Annotated in this window: 21 protein-coding genes and 1 other RNA gene; 17 read left to right on the top strand and 5 right to left on the bottom strand. The window is 23.4% G+C overall.

The features are described 5' to 3' along the window. Positions 1 to 13: 13 nt before the first annotated feature. The 4 genes from ffs to rpsF all read right to left on the bottom strand — a co-directional run bounded on the left by ffs (position 14) and on the right by rpsF (position 1,368). An RNA gene (ffs, locus tag GJT81_RS01810) (signal recognition particle sRNA small type) lies at positions 14 to 109 on the bottom strand. 57 nt (positions 110 to 166) lie between these two features. Beyond that, positions 167 to 619 carry a 50S ribosomal protein L9 gene (gene rplI / locus GJT81_RS01805; RefSeq protein WP_169785626.1) on the bottom strand — a complete coding sequence of 151 codons (453 nt, stop codon included), beginning with the start codon at positions 617 to 619 and terminating at the stop codon, positions 167 to 169. A gap of 75 nt (positions 620 to 694) precedes the next feature. Beyond that, complete coding sequence (rpsR, locus tag GJT81_RS01800; RefSeq protein ID WP_168867678.1) at positions 695 to 922, bottom strand: 30S ribosomal protein S18; 228 nt, start codon at positions 920 to 922, stop codon at positions 695 to 697. A gap of 80 nt (positions 923 to 1,002) precedes the next feature. Further along, positions 1,003 to 1,368, bottom strand: coding sequence for a 30S ribosomal protein S6 (rpsF, locus tag GJT81_RS01795; RefSeq protein WP_169785625.1), 366 nt, complete (start codon positions 1,366 to 1,368; stop codon positions 1,003 to 1,005). A 134-nt stretch (positions 1,369 to 1,502) separates the two neighbouring features. On the opposite strand from rpsF, the gene ung reads away from it, so the two are divergent. Continuing rightward, a complete protein-coding gene (ung, locus tag GJT81_RS01790) occupies positions 1,503 to 2,180 on the top strand; it encodes a uracil-DNA glycosylase (RefSeq protein ID WP_169785624.1) in 678 nt (225 codons plus the stop codon). 12 nt (positions 2,181 to 2,192) lie between these two features. Here ung and GJT81_RS01785 read toward each other — a convergent pair whose 3' ends face one another. Continuing rightward, positions 2,193 to 2,714 (bottom strand): phospholipase D family nuclease, encoded by a 522-nt coding sequence (locus GJT81_RS01785; protein WP_169785623.1) that lies wholly within the window; start codon positions 2,712 to 2,714, stop codon positions 2,193 to 2,195. Between the two features lie 124 nt (positions 2,715 to 2,838). Between GJT81_RS01785 and asd the strand changes: the two genes are divergently transcribed. From asd to rpoB, 16 genes are all read left to right on the top strand, one after another. Next, positions 2,839 to 3,945 carry an aspartate-semialdehyde dehydrogenase gene (asd, locus tag GJT81_RS01780; RefSeq protein WP_169785622.1) on the top strand — a complete coding sequence of 369 codons (1,107 nt, stop codon included), beginning with the start codon at positions 2,839 to 2,841 and terminating at the stop codon, positions 3,943 to 3,945. Between the two features lie 152 nt (positions 3,946 to 4,097). Continuing rightward, entirely contained in the window at positions 4,098 to 4,958 is an 861-nt protein-coding gene (gene fkpA, locus GJT81_RS01775; protein ID WP_169785621.1) for an FKBP-type peptidyl-prolyl cis-trans isomerase, read from the top strand. A 60-nt stretch (positions 4,959 to 5,018) separates the two neighbouring features. Continuing rightward, complete coding sequence (tusD, locus tag GJT81_RS01770) at positions 5,019 to 5,408, top strand: sulfurtransferase complex subunit TusD (protein WP_169785620.1); 390 nt, start codon at positions 5,019 to 5,021, stop codon at positions 5,406 to 5,408. Then, a complete protein-coding gene (tusC, locus tag GJT81_RS01765; protein WP_169785619.1) occupies positions 5,408 to 5,776 on the top strand; it encodes a sulfurtransferase complex subunit TusC in 369 nt (122 codons plus the stop codon). The genes tusD and tusC overlap by 1 nt, the downstream gene beginning before the upstream one ends. Before the next feature lie 25 nt (positions 5,777 to 5,801). Then, the gene (gene tusB / locus GJT81_RS01760) at positions 5,802 to 6,101 is read left to right on the top strand and encodes a sulfurtransferase complex subunit TusB (protein ID WP_169785618.1); all 300 of its coding nucleotides are present in this window, start codon (positions 5,802 to 5,804) and stop codon (positions 6,099 to 6,101) included. A gap of 83 nt (positions 6,102 to 6,184) precedes the next feature. After that, positions 6,185 to 6,556: a 30S ribosomal protein S12 gene (rpsL, locus tag GJT81_RS01755; protein WP_169785617.1), complete on the top strand. Its 372-nt coding sequence runs from the start codon at positions 6,185 to 6,187 to the stop codon at positions 6,554 to 6,556. 22 nt (positions 6,557 to 6,578) lie between these two features. Next, positions 6,579 to 7,049 carry a 30S ribosomal protein S7 gene (gene rpsG, locus GJT81_RS01750; RefSeq protein WP_169785616.1) on the top strand — a complete coding sequence of 157 codons (471 nt, stop codon included), beginning with the start codon at positions 6,579 to 6,581 and terminating at the stop codon, positions 7,047 to 7,049. A gap of 159 nt (positions 7,050 to 7,208) precedes the next feature. Further along, positions 7,209 to 9,326: an elongation factor G gene (gene fusA, locus GJT81_RS01745; protein WP_169785615.1), complete on the top strand. Its 2,118-nt coding sequence runs from the start codon at positions 7,209 to 7,211 to the stop codon at positions 9,324 to 9,326. A gap of 80 nt (positions 9,327 to 9,406) precedes the next feature. Then, the gene (gene tuf / locus GJT81_RS01740) at positions 9,407 to 10,591 is read left to right on the top strand and encodes an elongation factor Tu (protein WP_169785614.1); all 1,185 of its coding nucleotides are present in this window, start codon (positions 9,407 to 9,409) and stop codon (positions 10,589 to 10,591) included. A gap of 167 nt (positions 10,592 to 10,758) precedes the next feature. Further along, entirely contained in the window at positions 10,759 to 11,142 is a 384-nt protein-coding gene (gene secE / locus GJT81_RS01735) for a preprotein translocase subunit SecE (protein ID WP_169785613.1), read from the top strand. Beyond that, complete coding sequence (gene nusG / locus GJT81_RS01730) at positions 11,143 to 11,688, top strand: transcription termination/antitermination protein NusG (RefSeq protein ID WP_169785612.1); 546 nt, start codon at positions 11,143 to 11,145, stop codon at positions 11,686 to 11,688. 48 nt (positions 11,689 to 11,736) lie between these two features. Further along, a complete protein-coding gene (gene rplK, locus GJT81_RS01725; RefSeq protein ID WP_169785611.1) occupies positions 11,737 to 12,165 on the top strand; it encodes a 50S ribosomal protein L11 in 429 nt (142 codons plus the stop codon). Between the two features lie 9 nt (positions 12,166 to 12,174). Further along, a complete protein-coding gene (gene rplA / locus GJT81_RS01720) occupies positions 12,175 to 12,876 on the top strand; it encodes a 50S ribosomal protein L1 (RefSeq protein WP_169785610.1) in 702 nt (233 codons plus the stop codon). Between the two features lie 151 nt (positions 12,877 to 13,027). Beyond that, a complete protein-coding gene (gene rplJ, locus GJT81_RS01715) occupies positions 13,028 to 13,519 on the top strand; it encodes a 50S ribosomal protein L10 (RefSeq protein WP_169785609.1) in 492 nt (163 codons plus the stop codon). A gap of 64 nt (positions 13,520 to 13,583) precedes the next feature. After that, positions 13,584 to 13,955 carry a 50S ribosomal protein L7/L12 gene (gene rplL / locus GJT81_RS01710; RefSeq protein WP_169785608.1) on the top strand — a complete coding sequence of 124 codons (372 nt, stop codon included), beginning with the start codon at positions 13,584 to 13,586 and terminating at the stop codon, positions 13,953 to 13,955. A gap of 104 nt (positions 13,956 to 14,059) precedes the next feature. After that, on the top strand, positions 14,060 to 18,097 hold the full coding sequence (rpoB, locus tag GJT81_RS01705) for a DNA-directed RNA polymerase subunit beta (RefSeq protein ID WP_169785607.1): 4,038 nt from the start codon (positions 14,060 to 14,062) through the stop codon (positions 18,095 to 18,097). Positions 18,098 to 18,146 lie beyond the last annotated feature (49 nt).

Raw genomic sequence — 18,146 nt, 5'->3', positions numbered from 1 at the left:
TTATTAAATTAAATAACGTAACTATTTTTTACACATATTATTTTTGTTACGGATGCTTCTTTCCAGATCTGTCCGGGTTCACAAACACAATATTGTCTGAATAGTTACGTCATTGTATAGTAATATATAATAAACGAAAAATAATATTTAGTCAATAAGATTATAATTAAAAATTAATAATTGTAATATTTTTTTTTATTATTATTTTGGGATGAAATTTAAAATGTATTTCATGATTACCTAATGTTTTTAATGTTCCTTTCGGTAAAATAATTTCTTTTTTTGAAATGTTAAATCCTATATTTTTAATTTCTTTTAAAATATTATTTCTTCCAATAGATCCAAATAATTTATTATCTTTACTAGATCTAGATTTAATTATAATTTTATCTATTACTTTTATAAATTTTTTTGATCTTAATTCTGCTTTATTAAAAATATCTAATAGTTCTGTTTTTAATTTGGTAATTTGTTTTTTTAATAAATTAATATTTTCTTCTGTAGCTGGTATACCTTTATTTTTTGGAATTAGAAAGTTTCGTGCATATCCAGATTTTACATTAACTATTTCAGATTTTTTACCTAATCCTATAATTTGATCTAACAAAATTATTTTCATTATGTACCTCAATATATAATAAATTATACTTATTCAGTAATATTAATAATTTATTTATTAAGTACTAATTTTAAATCATTTATGATGATCAGTATAAGGTATTAAAGATAAATATCTTGCTAATTTGATTGCTCTAGTTAATTGACGTTGATATCTAGCTTTTGTACCAGTTATTCTACTAGGAACAATTTTACCACTTTCAGTAATAAAATTTTTCAATAAATTAATATCTTTATAATCAATTTCTTTAATTCCTTCAGATGTAAAACGACAAAATTTACGACGACGAAAATAACGTATCATTATAATATAACTCCTAATATATAAAATATGATTAATTCATGAATAAAATTATTTAAAATTCAAAATAAGAAAATTTATTTTTATATAGTTTTTATAATATCGTTACTTTTTTCTTCTGTATGTTCATCTTTTGATTTCAAAATAGGTGACATACATTTAATTTCTTTTTTAGTTTTAATTACTATATATCTTATAATTGATTCATTAAGAAAAAAATTTTTTTCTAAATTATTAATATAATTATTATTAATCATTATATTCATTAAAATATAATGTGCTTTATGTAATTTATTAATAGGATATGATAATTGTCTTCTTCCCCAATTTTCTAACCTAGAAATTATACCTTTATTTTGATCAATAATACTTTTATAATATTTTAAAATATCTTCAATTTGATCACTTTGATCTGGATGTATAATTAATATTATTTCATAATATCTCATGTTGTACTCTTTACAAATAAATAGTTTTTAAGAAATATTTTAAAAACAAAATACTAAATTTTTTAAAAAATGATATATTAATATAATATATTAATAAATAATTATAAATAATTTTATTAACTTTAATAATATTAATGAAAAAAAATATTAATTGGACTAATTTCTTAAAAAAAGAAAAACAAAAATTTTATTTTAAAAAATTAATAAATAAAATTAATACTGATATTATTTCTGGTAAAATTATTTATCCAAATAAAAAAAATATATTTTATGTTTTTAAAGTTACTAATCCCAAAAATTTAAAAGTAGTTATATTAGGTCAGGATCCTTATTATGAAAAAAATCAAGCTAATGGTTTAGCTTTTTCTGTAATGCCTAATATAAAAATTCCTGCTTCATTGAAAAATATTTATAAATCATTAAAATTTGATATACCAAACTTCAAAATCCCTAAACACGGATATTTATTAAATTGGGCTAAACAAGGTGTAATGCTATTAAATACTGTATTAACAGTAGAAAAAGGACTAGCTAACTCACATAATAATATTGGATGGGAAAAATTTACTAATAATGTTATTAATATTATTAGTAATAATTTTAAAAATATAGTGTTTTTACTATGGGGTGAAAAAGCAAAAAAAAAAATAAAATTTATTAATAATAAAAAACATTATATTTTATATACATCACACCCTTCACCTTATTCTGCACACAAAGGGTTTTTACATTGTAAACATTTTTCTAAAACAAACAAATATCTTATTGATCATAAATATAATCCTATTGATTGGGACTTAAATTACATATAAAATAACAATTATTTAATTAATTTTAATTAAACTTTCTTTCCATAATTTTAAAAATTGTTTTTTATATATTTTAGCTATTTTTTTAGAGTTATAAATAATAATTATATTTTCTGCATTACGTTTTATCGCATTAGCAGAATAATTTAAAGAACCTGTTTCAACAGTAGATCTATCTATAATAATAAATTTATTATGCATGATTGCATAATGATTATTCATTCTAATATGAATGTTATTAGTTTTATTTTTTAAAAAATTAATTGCAGTATAACGATGAATATTATTTTTAGCATCAACAATTATGTAAATTTTTATACCCTTATGACTTGCATTTAATAATGCAAAAGCTAAAGTTTTATTAGTAAATGTATAAGCAGCAACTAATATTTCTTTTTTAGCGTGTTTAATAAGATTAATTATTACTGGTAATGTTTTTTTATTAGGAGTAAATAATACATCAATACGAGTTGCAACAGCTACATCAATTTTTAATAAAATAAAAATTAATAAAATTAAAAACTTTTTTGTATTCATTTTATATTATTATATCGAATATTTTAAATAATAAATTATTTATAACATATTATATATAAAATATTATTTCATATCATGATATATAAATAATGTCAATTAATAAAAACTATAAGGTTTATCAGTAATGAAAAATGTAGGATTCATAGGATGGAGAGGTATTGTTGGATCTGTTCTATTAGAAAGAATGATAAAAAAAAAAGATTTTAATTCTATTAATGCAATATTTTTTACCACTTCACAACATGGAAAAATAATTCCTTTTAATATTAAAAATAAATGTAAAATTTTACAGGATGCTTATAATATTGAAATATTATCATCTTTAGATATAATTTTATCATGTCAAGGTAGTACATATACAAATAAAATATATTCTAAATTACGTTTGATAGGTTGGAATGGTTATTGGATAGATGCTTCATCATATTTAAGAACTTCTGAAAATTCTGTAATTGCATTAGATCCAGTAAATTTAAATATCATAAAAAAAAACATAGATATGGGTATCAAAACTTTTGTAGGAGGTAATTGTACTGTTAGTTTAATGTTAATGGCACTAGGAGGATTATTTACAAATAATTTAATTAAGTGGTTATATGTATCAACGTATCAAGCTGCATCAGGTGCAGGTTCAAATTTTATGAAAGAACTTTTATTACAAATGAAATTTATATCGAAAATATCAAATATTGAAGATAAATCTATTAATATTTTAAATATTGAAAGAGAAATTTCTAAAAATTTTACAAAAAATAATTTTCCTAAAAAATATTTTTCTGTACCATTAGCTGGAAGTCTAATTCCATGGATAGATAAAAAAATTTGTAATGGACAAACAAAAGAAGAATGGAAAGGTCAATTTGAAACAAATAAAATTTTAAATACAAAAAAAATTATTCCTATAGATGGTATTTGTGTTCGTATTGGTGCTTTAAGATCTCATAGTCAATCTTTTACTATAAAACTTAAGCAAGACTTATCATTAGATAATATTAAAGATATTATACAAAATCATAATAAATGGGTTAAAGTTATATCTAATGATATTAGTAATACTATAAATCATTTAACTCCTATTGCAGTAAGTGGTAAGCTAGATATACCTATTGGAAGAATTAAAAAACTCAATATAGATAAAAATTGTTTTTCAGCATTTTCTGTAGGTGATCAATTACTTTGGGGTGCTGCTGAACCATTAAGGAGAATATTAAAATTATTAGTTAATTATTAAATTGTTTAAAATTTTTTTGTATGATTATTAATCAAATTAATATAAAATATCACAAATATTTTTTTTATATATTCACTAAATTTTTAAAATAGTTTATAATAATAAAATTAGATGTTTTATCTAATAAATTTTAAATATTTTTGGAGAAAAAAATGAAATTTTTTACTAAAAAAATATCAATCTTTGTTATATTTATTATTTCAGCTATAAGTTTAAATTCATCAGCAGCATCAATATATAAAAATATTGGATGGTTGGGTGATCATCATTATAATTCTGTTTTTGGTTATGAAGTACCCTCTGTTGAAGAAAAAAGATCTAATTTAATAAATATTAAAAAACAAAATTTATTTCGAAATAAAACAGAACAAAATTCTTATGCATTAGGTGTTACTATAGGAAAATATTTAAATCATTCTTTTCAAGAACAAGAAAAAATTAATATTGTATTGAATAGAAAATTTATTATTCAAGGAATAATTGATTGTATAAATAATAAAGTTAAAATATCTAATAAAGAATTAAAGAGAATTATTACATCATTTGAATTAGAAATACAAAATGCTACAACTAGTAGAATTAAAAAAGAATCAATAAAAAATGATATTGCAGGAAAAAAATATATTGCAAGATTTTTAAAAGAAAAAAATGTAAAAAGAAGTAAAACAGGATTGTTATATCAAATACAAAAATTAGGATATGGAAAAAAAATATTAAACAAATATAGTAATGTTATTGTAGTAGTACATTATAAAGGAAAATTAGTTGATGGAACTATGTTTGATAGTTCATATTCTAGAAAAATGCCATTATATATAAATTTTCAACAAATTATTCCTGGTTGGAAAGAAGCACTTCAATATATTAGAAAAGGTGGAAAAATTAAAATAGTTATACCTCCAAAATTAGGATATGGATATAATTTAATACCAGGAATTCCTGCAAATTCCACTTTAATATTTGAAATTGAATTATTAGATATTAAAGAATCTTTTCTTAAAATAAATAAATAAAATTTAATTAGTTATTAATTTTATTAGATAATTTTTTATATTAATATTTTTAGGAAAAATATGACTTTTTCATTATTAGTAATGGGATCACCTTATAGCACACAAAATGCATACTCAGCATATTTTTTTACAAATGCAGTTATTAAAGAAAAACACTATGTAAAAAGTATTTTTTTTTATCAAGATGGTATTTATAATGCCAATAAATATATTCAATTAGATAATTATGAAATAAATTTAGTTAAATATTGGAAAAATTTAAGTAATAAATATCATATAAATTTATATATTTGTATTTCTTCTGCAATAAAAAGAGGCATGATTTTAGATAAAAATAAAATATTGAATAATCAATTAAATCATAATTTAATAGCAAGTGAATTTCAAATAACAAGTTTAAGTATTTTAGCTAAATCTATATTAACTTGTGATCGTTTTATACAATTTTAATGAATAAAGTAGCTTTTATTTTTTCTAAATCTCCATATGGCAATAGTTCTGGTCAAGCAGGATTAGATGCTATAATTTCTATATCCTCATTTAGTGAGGATATAGCATTATTTTTTACAGGAGATGGTATTTTTCAGATAGTTTCTAACCAAAAACCAAAAAAAATATTATTTCCTAATTATAGTATTAGTTTTAATATTTTAAGTATTTGTAATATAAACAATTATTTTATTTGTTATAATTCTTTGAATATTTTAGGATTAAAAAATTTTAACAAAAAAAATTTTTGGACAGTACCTATTAAAATTATTGATTCTTTACATTGGAAAAAAAAACTGAAAAAATATAATATAATATTACATTTTTAAATTATGAAATATATAAAGTTAATTTATGTTATACACCTTATTTAATTCACCATCATCTTGTAATTTTTCTTTACTTCTAAATTTTTTAAGTAAAAATGATGATTTAATTTTAATTCAAGATGGTATCTTGGCAGGATTACATAATAGTAATTCAATGAAAAAAATAATTGTAATTAAAAACAAAATTCCATTTAATATTTTTGGTATAAAAAATGATATAGAATCAAGAGGTTTATTAAAGATAATATCTAAAAAAATAATACAAATAGAATATAAAGATTTTGTATCTTTATCAATAAAAAATAAACAACAAATATTTTGGTAATTATAAAATATTATTTTAAATAAAAAAATTTAATTTATGTTAAAATTATTTAATTATAATAATTTTATTTAGGAAATAAAAGAATGGCTACAGTTAATCAATTAGTTCGAAAACAACGAACTCATAAAATTACTAAAAGTAATGTACCTGCTTTAAGTTCTTGTCCTCAAAAAAGAGGAGTATGTATTAAAGTTTATACAACTACACCTAAAAAACCAAATTCAGCATTAAGAAAAGTTTGTAGAGTTCGTTTAACTAATGGTTTTGAAGTTACTTCTTATATACCAGGAGAAGGACATAATTTACAAGAACATTCTGTAGTACTAATTCGTGGAGGTAGAGTAAAAGATTTACCCGGTGTTAGATATCATACAATTAGAGGAGCATTGGATTGTTCTGGTGTCAAAGAAAGAAAAAAAGGAAGATCTAAATATGGTGTAAAAAAACCTAAATAATATTATTATGGAGTATTATATTATGTCTCGTAGACGCATAATTAGTCAACGTAAAATATTACCAGATCCTAAATTTGATTCAAATTTACTTGCTAAATTTATTAATATTTTAATGGTTAATGGAAAAAAATCTATAGCAGAATCAATTGTTTATTCTGCTTTGAAATCAATAACTAAAAATTCTGGTAAAAATGAATTAGATAATTTTTTAAATGCATTAGAAAATGTAAAACCTATGGTTGAAGTAAAATCTCGAAGAGTAGGTGGATCTACTTATCAAGTTCCAGTAGAAGTTAGGCCTAGTAGAAGAAATACATTAGCAATGCGTTGGTTAGTAAATGCAGCAAGAAAAAGAAATGATAAATCTATGTCATTAAGATTAGCTCATGAAATTTCTGACGCTATTGAAAATAAAGGTAATGCAATTAAAAAGAAAGAAGAAGTACATCGTATGGCTGAAGCAAATAAAGCATTTGCTCATTATCGTTGGTAATATTTAATTTATTATATTCTTAATATATAGATATTAATTTATTAAATTAATAAATTCATCAATAAAATATGTTGTAGCTAATAAATATATCAATATTATGTAATATTAAATAATATATTTAAATTTTTAGTATTAATCTATCTAAAATAGAGGAATAAAATGAGTCGTATAACTCCTATAACATGTTATCGTAATATTGGTATTAGTGCACATATTGATGCTGGAAAAACTACTACTACTGAAAGAATTCTTTTTTATACTGGAGTTAATCATAAAATAGGTGAAGTACATGATGGTGCTGCCACTATGGATTGGATGGAGCAAGAACAAGAAAGAGGGATTACTATTACATCTGCAGCTACCACTGCTTTTTGGTCAGGAATGGCTAATCAATATCAAGCACATAGAATTAATATTATTGATACTCCAGGACATGTTGATTTTACAATTGAAGTAGAAAGGTCTATGAGAATTCTGGATGGTGTAGTCATGATTTATTGTGCAGTTGGTGGTGTTCAACCACAATCAGAAACAGTATGGAGACAAGCTAATAAATATAAAGTTCCAAGAATAGCATTTATAAACAAAATGGATCGTATGGGTGCTAATTTTTTAAAAGTTGTTTATCAAATACAAAAAAATTTATCTACAGAAACTGTACCAATACAATTACCTATTGGATCTGAAGATAGTTTTATTGGTGTTATAGATTTAATTAAAATGAAAGCAATAAGTTGGAATGATAAAGATCAAGGTACCACTTTTAATTATAATCAAATACCTATAAATTTAATAAAAGAATCAAAAATTTGGCGCCAAAAATTAATTGAATCTGCTGTTGAATCAGATGAAAAATTAATGGATAAATATTTAAATGGAATAAATCTTACTGAAAAAGAAATAAAATTATCTTTAAGAAAAAGAGTATTAAATAATGAAATTACTTTAATAACTTGTGGTTCTGCTTTTAAAAATAAAGGAGTACAAGCTATGTTGGATGCAGTAATTGAATTTTTACCAGCACCAACTGATATTCCTCCTATACAAGGAATTATAGATAATGAAAAAAAAATATTAGATATTCGACAATCAAATGATGATGAACCATTTTCAGCATTAGCTTTTAAAATATCAAATGATCCTTTTGTTGGCAACTTAACATTTTTCAGAGTATATTCTGGTACAGTAAGTAGTGGTGATTTAATTTTTAATCCTATTAAAATGCAAAAAGAACGAATTGGAAGAATTGTACAAATGCATGCTAATAAACGTGAAGAAATTAAAAAAGTTCATGCTGGAGATATTGCAGCAGCTATTGGTTTAAAAGATGTGACAACAGGAGATACATTGTGTTCTATAGATAAAAGTATTATTCTTGAAAGAATGGAATTTCCAGAACCTGTAATATCTATTGCTATAGAACCTAAAACTAAAATTGATCAAGAAAAAATGGGATTAGCATTAAATAGATTGACAAAAGAAGATCCATCATTAAAAACTTGGACAGATAAAGAAAGTAATCAAACTATTATTGCAGGTATGGGTGAATTGCATTTAGAAATTATAGTTGATAGGATGAAAAGAGAGTTTAATGTATCGGCTAATATTGGTAAACCTCAAGTATCTTATCGTGAAACTATAAAAAAAAATGTTCTAAATATAGAAGGTAAACATATAAAACAAACTGGTGGTAGAGGACAATATGGACATGTTGTTATAGATATATCTCCAATAAAATTTAATAAAAAAAATAACATAGGATATTTATTTACTAACGATATAAAAGGTGGTGTAATACCTAGTGAATATATTTCATCTATAGATAAAAGTATTCAAGAACAATTAAAATCTGGTCCAATGGCTGGATATCCAGTAGTGAATATTGCAGTTAGATTACATTATGGATCATATCATGATGTAGATTCATCAGAATTAGCGTTTAAATTAGCAGCTTCAATTGCATTTAAAAATGCATTTAAACAAGCTAATCCAGTATTATTAGAACCTATTATGAAAGTTGAAGTAGAAACTCCAGAAGAATATATGGGTGATGTAATAGGAGATTTAAATCGTAGAAGAGGTATTATAGAAGGTATAGATAATATTTTAACTGGTAAATTAATACGTGCATGTGTACCATTGTCTGAAATGTTTGGTTATGCTACTGATTTACGTTCTTATACTCAAGGAAGATCATCTTATTCTATGGAATTTTTAAAATATACTGAAGCACCTAATAATATTTCACAAATTATTATTGATTCTAGGTGTAAATAAATAATAGTTAATCAATAATTAAGTAATTTTTCTTTTTTATTTTATAAAAGAAGAAAAAAAAATATAGAAGGAATTATTCTGTGTCTAAAGAAAAATTTAAACGTTCTAAACCACATATTAATGTAGGTACTATAGGACATGTTGATCATGGTAAAACAACTTTGACAGCAGCTATTACAACTGTATTATCTAAAAAATATGGTGGAGCAGCTAAAGCTTTTGATCAAATAGATAATGCTCCAGAAGAAAAAGAAAGAGGTATTACTATTAATACTTCTCATGTAGAATATGATACAAAATATCGTCATTATGCACATGTAGATTGTCCTGGACACGCTGATTATGTAAAAAATATGATTACTGGAGCTGCTCAAATGGATGGAGCTATATTAGTAGTTGCGGCAACAGATGGACCTATGCCTCAAACCAGAGAACATATTTTATTAGCAAGACAAGTTGGAGTTCCTTACATTGTTGTTTTTCTTAATAAATGTGATTTAGTTGATGATGAAGAATTATTAGAATTAGTAGAAATGGAAGTACGTGATTTACTTACTCAATATGATTTTCCAGGTGAGAAAACTCCTATTATTCATGGATCTGCTCTTAAAGCATTAGAAGGAGATATAGTTTGGGAAAAAAAAATTATTGAATTAGCAAATTGTTTAGATAATTATATACCCGAACCAAAAAGAGCTGTTGACCAACCATTTTTATTACCAATTGAAGATGTTTTTTCTATTTCTGGTAGAGGAACAGTTGTAACAGGAAGAGTAGAAAGAGGTATAATAAAAGTAGGTGAAGAAGTAGAAATTATTGGTATAAGAGATACGATAAAATCTACTTGTACAGGTGTTGAAATGTTTCGTAAATTATTAGATGAAGGTCGCGCAGGTGAAAATGTAGGTATTTTACTTCGAGGAATTAAAAGAGAAGAGATTGAAAGAGGACAAGTTTTAGCTAAACCAGGATCTATAAAACCTCATACTCAATTTGAGTCAGAAGTATATATTTTATCTAAAGATGAAGGCGGTAGACATACTGCATTTTTTAAAGGTTATCGTCCTCAATTTTATTTTAGGACTACTGATGTTACTGGTACAATAGAATTAGCAAAAGAAATCGAGATGGTAATGCCTGGTGATAACATAAAAATGACTGTAACTTTAATAAATCCTATTGCTATGACAGATGGTTTAAGATTTGCTATTCGTGAAGGTGGTAGAACTGTTGGTGCTGGAATTGTAACTAAAATATTAAAATAATAGAAATAAAAGAAGATGAGGGTATTAAAATATTAATCCCTTTGATTCTTTTTTCAAAAATTTATTATAAAATAAATTATCTAATTATAAATAATGTTTTATATTATATATAATTTGTATAATAATATCATTAAACTGAATTTATTTTATATTGGTTGATATAATATATGATTAATAATGTAAAATTCAAAAGGAGTAAATATATTTTAGAATATATAAAATGGACTATTAGTATAGTCTTATTTATTTCAATAATAATATGTGATTATTTATATCAAAATATAGAATTACCTATTAGAATAATAATTATTTGTCCTATATTAATTTTAATAGTTTTTATTATTTTATCTACTAAAACAGGAAAAAAGATATTTTTATTTATTAGAGAAACACGTATAGAAACACGTAAGGTAATTTGGCCTTCTTATAAAGAAACTTTACAAATAACTTTAATTATTATCATAATAACTTTGATTATATCATTAATTATTTGGTGTCTTGATAGTATTTTAATTTATTTAATATCATTTTTAACTAATATGAGATTATAAATGACTAAATCTATACAAAAAAAATGGTATGTTATTCAAGCTAGATCTGGATTTGAAAATCGTGTTGCACAATCATTAAAAGAACATATTCATATTAATAATATGAATAATTTTTTTGGAGATATTTTAATACCTACTGAAGAAGTAGTAGAAATTCGTAATGGACAACGTTATAAAAGTGAACGTAAATTTTTTCCTGGATATATTTTAATTAATATGGTTATGAAAGATATAAGTTGGCATTTAGTTCGTGGTATTCCTAGAGTATTAGGTTTTGTAGGAGGAACTTCTGATAATCCATCTCCTATTAGTAATAAAGAAGTTGACATAATTAAAAGTCGTCTTCAACAAATTGGAGATAAACCAAGACCAAAAATATTATTTGAAGCGGGAGAAATGATTCGTGTAAATGATGGTCCTTTTTCTGATTTTAATGGGATAGTTGAAGAAGTTGATTATGAAAAAAGTCGTTTAAAAGTATCAGTATCAATTTTTGGTAGAGCAACTCCTGTTGATTTAGATTTTAGTCAAGTAGAAAAAGGATAATTTATTTATAAAATTTTTATAATAAATTATTAATTTAAAGGAATAATTATGGCAAAAAAAATTAAAACTTATGTTAAATTACAAGTTTCAGCAGGTATTGCTAATCCAAGCCCTCCTGTTGGACCTGCATTAGGACAACATGGAATTAATATAATGGATTTTTGTAAAACTTTTAATTCTCAAACTAGTAATTTAGAAAAAGGAATACCTATTCCTGTTATCATTACTATTTATTCAGATCGTTCTTTTACATTTATTACTAAAACTCCTCCAGCAGCAATTTTAATAAAAAAAGCTTTGGGAATTAAATCTGGTTCTAGTAAACCAAAATTAGAAAAAATAGGTAAAATAACTCATGAACAAATTCGTCAAATAGCAAAATTAAAATCTGTAGATATGACAGGAATAAATATTGAATCAATGATGCATTCTATAGAAGGGACAGCGCTTTCAATGGGATTAATAATAGAGGATTAAAATATAATAATGGTTAAACAAACAAAACGTATGACTAATATGTATAATAAAATTAATCAAAACAAAAAAATTTCTATTGATGAAGCTATTAATAAATTAAAAGAATTTAGTGCAGTTAATTTCATTGAAAGCATTGATATTGCAATACAATTAAATATAGATCCAAAAAAATCAGAACAGAACATTAGAAATAGTGTTATATTACCTTATGGAACAGGAAAAAATTTAAAAATTGCTGTTTTTGCTTATGGAGCTAAAGCAATAGAGGCAAAAACAGCTGGTGCAGATTTAATTGGGATGGAAGATCTAGTAAATAAAATTAAAAATAACATCAAACAAATTGATATAGTAATAACTATTCCAGAAGCGATGAATTTAGTTAGTAAATTAGCTCCCATATTAGGTCCAAGAGGAATAATGCCCAATCCTAAATTGGGAACTATTACTGAAAATATTAAAGAAATTATAAAAAAGATTAAAAAAGGACAAATTAATTATCGTAATGATAAAAATGGAATTATTCATACCAGCATAGGCAAAATTAATTTTGATAATTATAAAATAAAAGAAAATATAGAGTATTTAATAAAAAATTTAATAAAATATAAACCAACACAATTGAAAGGAGATTTTATAAAAAAAATATATATCTCATCAACTATGGGAGTATCTATTGATATAACAACATCTTTAATAAATATTAAAGTATAAACTTTACGAATAGCTTTTTTTATATTAAAATAATTATTTTTTAATTAAACAATATAATTTATACATTGTAATGTAATATATTTTATATATAGAATATTAATTCTAATAATGTAATTCTTTTATATTAAAAAATCAGGAGTGCAATAATCTAATGCCATTAAATATTACAGAAAAAAAAATGATTGTTGCAAAATTAAGCAAAATAAATCAAAAAGCTTTATCTGTTGTTATTGCTAATTCTTGTGGTATAAACGTTAATAGTATTACTGAATTAAGAAAAAACAGTCGTGAAAATAATGTTTTTATAGGAGTAGTTAAAAATAAACTATTAAAACTAATTATCAAAAATAGTACTTTTGAATGTTTAAAAGATCAATTACACGGACCAATATTAATTGGATATTCACTTAAACATCCTGGTTCAGCTGCACGTTTATTTAAAGAATTTGCTAAAAAAAATACTAATTTTAAAATTAAAATTGCTTCTTTTAATGGTAAATTAATTGATGCTAAAGATATTGATAGGTTAGCTACATTGCCTACTTACAAAGAGGCTTTATCTTTTATGTTAGCTACAATCAAAGAAGCTGCTATAGGAAAATTTATTAAAATATTAGTAATTATTAAAAATATAAAAAAATAATTTATAAAAATTAAATTTTTATTTAAATAAATAAAAAAATTTTTCTTAATTTTAGGAATTTTTTATGTCTATAACTAAAGAACAAATAATAGAAGCTGTTAGTACTATGTCTATTATGGATATAATGGATTTAATCAGTGATATGGAAAAAAAATTTGGAGTATCAGCTTCTACTATTATGACAAAAGCAGTTAATGATACGAAAATAGAAGAAGTAGAAGAAAAAACTGAATTTAATTTATATTTAAAAAGTATAGGAAAAAACAAAATAGCAGTAATAAAAGCAGTTAGAAGTTGTATGGGTTTAGGATTAAAAGAATCAAAAGATTTAGTAGAATCTGCTCCAGTCATTTTAAAGGAAGCTATTAGTAAAGAAGAAGCATTATCTTTGGAAAAAACATTAAAAATTACTGGTGCTGAAATAGAAATAAAATAATTACTAAATTTTTTTAATAACATTTTATAATACATATATATTAAGTTTTATTTAAAATTAAATTTAAATTAAATACTCAATCTATCAGATAACTGAGGAACCATATGGTTTATTCTCAAACTGAAAAAAAACGTATTCGTAAAAATTTTAGTAAACAATCTCAAGTTTTAGATATTCCATATTTACTTTCTATACAACTTGATTCATTTAAAAAATTTATTAAACAAGATTTTATGGGCAAATATGGATTAGAGGCTGCTTTTAAATCTATTTTTCCAATAAATAGTTATAGCGGTAATTGTGAATTACATTATATAAATTATCGTTTAGGTAAATCTATTTTTAATGTTAAAGAATGTAAAATACGTGGTATGACTTATTCTGTACCTTTACGTGTAACATTAAAATTAGTTATGTATAATAAAGAATTATCAGAAACAAACCAAAAAACTGTAAAAGAACAAGAAGTGTATATGGGAGAAATTCCATTAATGACAAAAAATGGCACTTTTATAGTTAATGGTATTGAAAGAGTAGTAGTTTCTCAGTTACATCGTAGTCCTGGAGTATTTTTTGATAGTGATAAAGGAAAAACACATACCTCAGGAAAAATATTATATAATGCTCGTATTATTCCTTATAGAGGTTCTTGGTTAGATTTTGAATTTGATCCTAAAGATAATATTTTCACTCGTATTGATAGAAGAAGAAAATTACCAGTTACAATAATATTAAAAGCTTTAGGTTATGATACTGAACAAATTTTAGATATTTTTTTCGAAAAAAATATTTATATTATCAATAATAAAAAATTATCAATAAAATTAGTACCAGATAGATTAAGAGGAGAAACAGCGTTATTTAATATAATAATTAATAATATAGTTTATATAGAAAAAGGAAAACGTATTACTTTAAAACATATTAATAATTTAAAAAAAAATAAAATTCAATATATAAATATACCAAAAGATTATCTTATAGGAAAAATAGTATCTAAAGATTATATAAATAATAAAACTGGAGAAATTATAATTTCTGCTAATTCTTATTTAGAATTAGATATTATTAATAGAATTATAGAAAATAATGAACATAATACAATTGATACAATATTTACTAACGATTTAGATCATGGACCATATATATCTGAAACATTAAGAATAGATACAACTAATGATAAAATAGAAGCTTTAATAGAAATATATAGAATGATGAGACCTGGTGAACCTCCTACTAAAGAATCGTCAGAATTATTATTTAAAAAATTATTTTTTAATATAGAACGTTATGATTTATCTTCTGTAGGAAGAATGAAATTTAATCGTTCTTTATTACGTGATAATATAATTGGTTCTGGGATTTTAAATAAGCAAGATATTGTTGATGTAATTAAAAAATTGATAAATATACGTAATGGAAAAGGAGAAATTGATGATATTGATCATTTAGGTAATAGAAGAATTAGATCTGTTGGAGAAATGATAGAAAATCAATTTCGTATAGGATTGATTCGTGTTGAACGTTCTGTTAAAGAACGATTATCATTAAGTGATGATAATATCATGCCACAAGATATGATTAATGCCAAACCTATTTCTGCTGCTATAAAAGAATTTTTTTGTTCTAGTCAATTATCTCAATTTATGGATCAAAATAATCCATTATCGGAAATTACACACAAAAGACGTATTTCAGCTTTAGGTCCTGGAGGTTTAACAAGAGAAAGAGCAGGTTTTGAAGTTAGAGATGTTCACCCTACTCATTATGGTAGAGTATGTCCTATTGAAACACCAGAAGGACCTAATATAGGTTTAATTAATTCATTATCAGTTTATGCTAGAACTAACACATATGGTTTTTTAGAAACTCCTTATCGTTGTGTTAATAATGCTTATGTTACTAATACAATTCATTATTTATCTTCTATAGAAGAAGGTAATTTTATTATTGCACAAGCTAATACTAAATTAGATTTAGTAAGTGGATTAATTATAGATGATTTAGTTACATGTAGAAATAAAGGAGAATCTAGTTTATTTAAAAAAGAGCAAATAAACTATATGGATGTTTCTAATCAACAAATAGTTTCTGTAGGAGCTTCTTTGATTCCATTTTTAGAACATGATGATGCCAACAGAGCATTGATGGGTGCTAATATGCAAAGACAAGCAGTCCCTACTTTAAGGGCAGAAAAACCTTTAGTAGGAACTGGAATGGAAAGAATAGTAGCTGTAGATTCAGGAGTTAACATTATTGCCAAAAATTCAGGTATTGTTCAGTATGTAGATGCATCTAGAATTATAATAAAAATTAATGATCATGAAACAAAAAAACAAAAAAAAGGTATTGATATTTATCATTTAACTAAATATACAAGATCTAATCAAAATACATGTATTAATCAAATACCATGTATTAAATTAAATGAATTAGTAAAAAAAGGAGATGTATTAGCAGACGGACCATCTACTGATTTAGGTGAATTAGCATTAGGTCAAAATATGAGAGTAGCATTTATGCCATGGAATGGTTATAATTTTGAAGATTCTATTTTACTTTCAGAAAAAATTGTGCAAGAAGATAGATTTACAACAATTCATATACAGGAATTGTCATGTATATCACGTGATACTAAATTAGGACCTGAAGAAATTACTTCAGATATACCTAATGTTAGTGAATCTTCTTTAACTAAATTAGATGAATCAGGTATTGTATATATTGGTGCTGAAGTAACAAGTAGTGATATTTTAGTTGGTAAAGTAACACCTAAAGGTGAAACACAATTATCACCAGAAGAAAAATTATTACGTGCCATTTTTGGAGAAAAAGCTTCTAATGTTAAAGATACATCATTACGTGTTCCTAATGGTGTTTCAGGTACTGTTATCGATGTAAAAATTTTTACTAGGGATGGAGTTAAAAAGGATAAAAGAACTTTAGAAATTGAAGAAATGGAATTAAAACAAATTAAAAAAGATTTACTTGATGAACAAAAAATATTTGAAGCAAATATTATTACACGTATACACTTATTTTTAATTGAAAATGATATTAGTAAAGAAGATATAATCAAATATTCATTAAAATATTGGGTAAAATTTTTTACTAATAAAAATAAAGAGAAAGAAAAAAAATTAAATGAACTCATAAAACAATATAATGAATTAAAAATAAAATTTCATAAAATACTTACTTTACAAAAAAAAAAAATAACTCAAGGTGATGATTTAGCTCCTGGTATACTTAAAATAGTTAAAGTTAATTTAGCTGTTAAAAGACAAGTTCAATCAGGAGATAAAATGGCAGGAAGACATGGAAATAAAGGAGTTATATCAAAAATTTGTCCTGTAGAAGATATGCCATACGATGATAATGGTAATCCTGTAGATATTGTATTAAATCCATTAGGTGTCCCATCTAGAATGAATATAGGACAAATTTTAGAAACACATTTAGGAATGGCTGCGAAAGGTATTGGTGATAAAATAAATTTTTTATTACAAAAACAAAAAAACATTGAAAAAATACGTAGTTTTATTCAAAAAGCTTATAATTTAGGAAATGAAATTAAACAAAATATAAATTTAAATAATTTTTCAGATCAAGAAATATTATCTTTAGCAAATAATTTAAAACAAGGAATGCCAATAGCAACTCCAGTTTTTGATGGAGCTAAAGAAAATGAAATAAAAGAATTATTAAAATTTTCTGATTTACCAACTTCAGGTCAAATTACATTATATGATGGTCTCATAGGCGAAAAATTTGAAAGACCTGTAACTGTAGGTTATATGTATATGTTGAAGTTAAATCATTTAGTAGATGATAAAATGCATGCAAGATCTACAGGATCATATAGTTTAGTTACACAACAACCTTTAGGAGGTAAAGCTCAATTTGGAGGACAAAGATTTGGAGAAATGGAAGTATGGGCTTTAGAAGCATATGGAGCAGCATATACTTTACAGGAAATGTTAACAATTAAATCTGATGATGTAAATGGTAGAACAAAAATGTATAAAAATATTGTTGATGGAAATCACCAAATGGAACCAGGGATGCCAGAATCTTTTAATGTTTTACTTAAAGAAATACGTTCATTAGGAATAAATATTGAATTAGAAAATAAAGAATAAATTTTTAAAATTTATGTTTAATTATTTAAAAATTAAATTATTTATTAAT

It is taken from the genome of Enterobacteriaceae endosymbiont of Plateumaris consimilis (assembly GCF_012563145.1).
Lineage (GTDB): Bacteria > Pseudomonadota > Gammaproteobacteria > Enterobacterales > Enterobacteriaceae.
The sequence above is the reverse complement of the archived record's forward strand: the minus strand, read 5'-3'. Positions and strand labels throughout refer to the sequence as shown.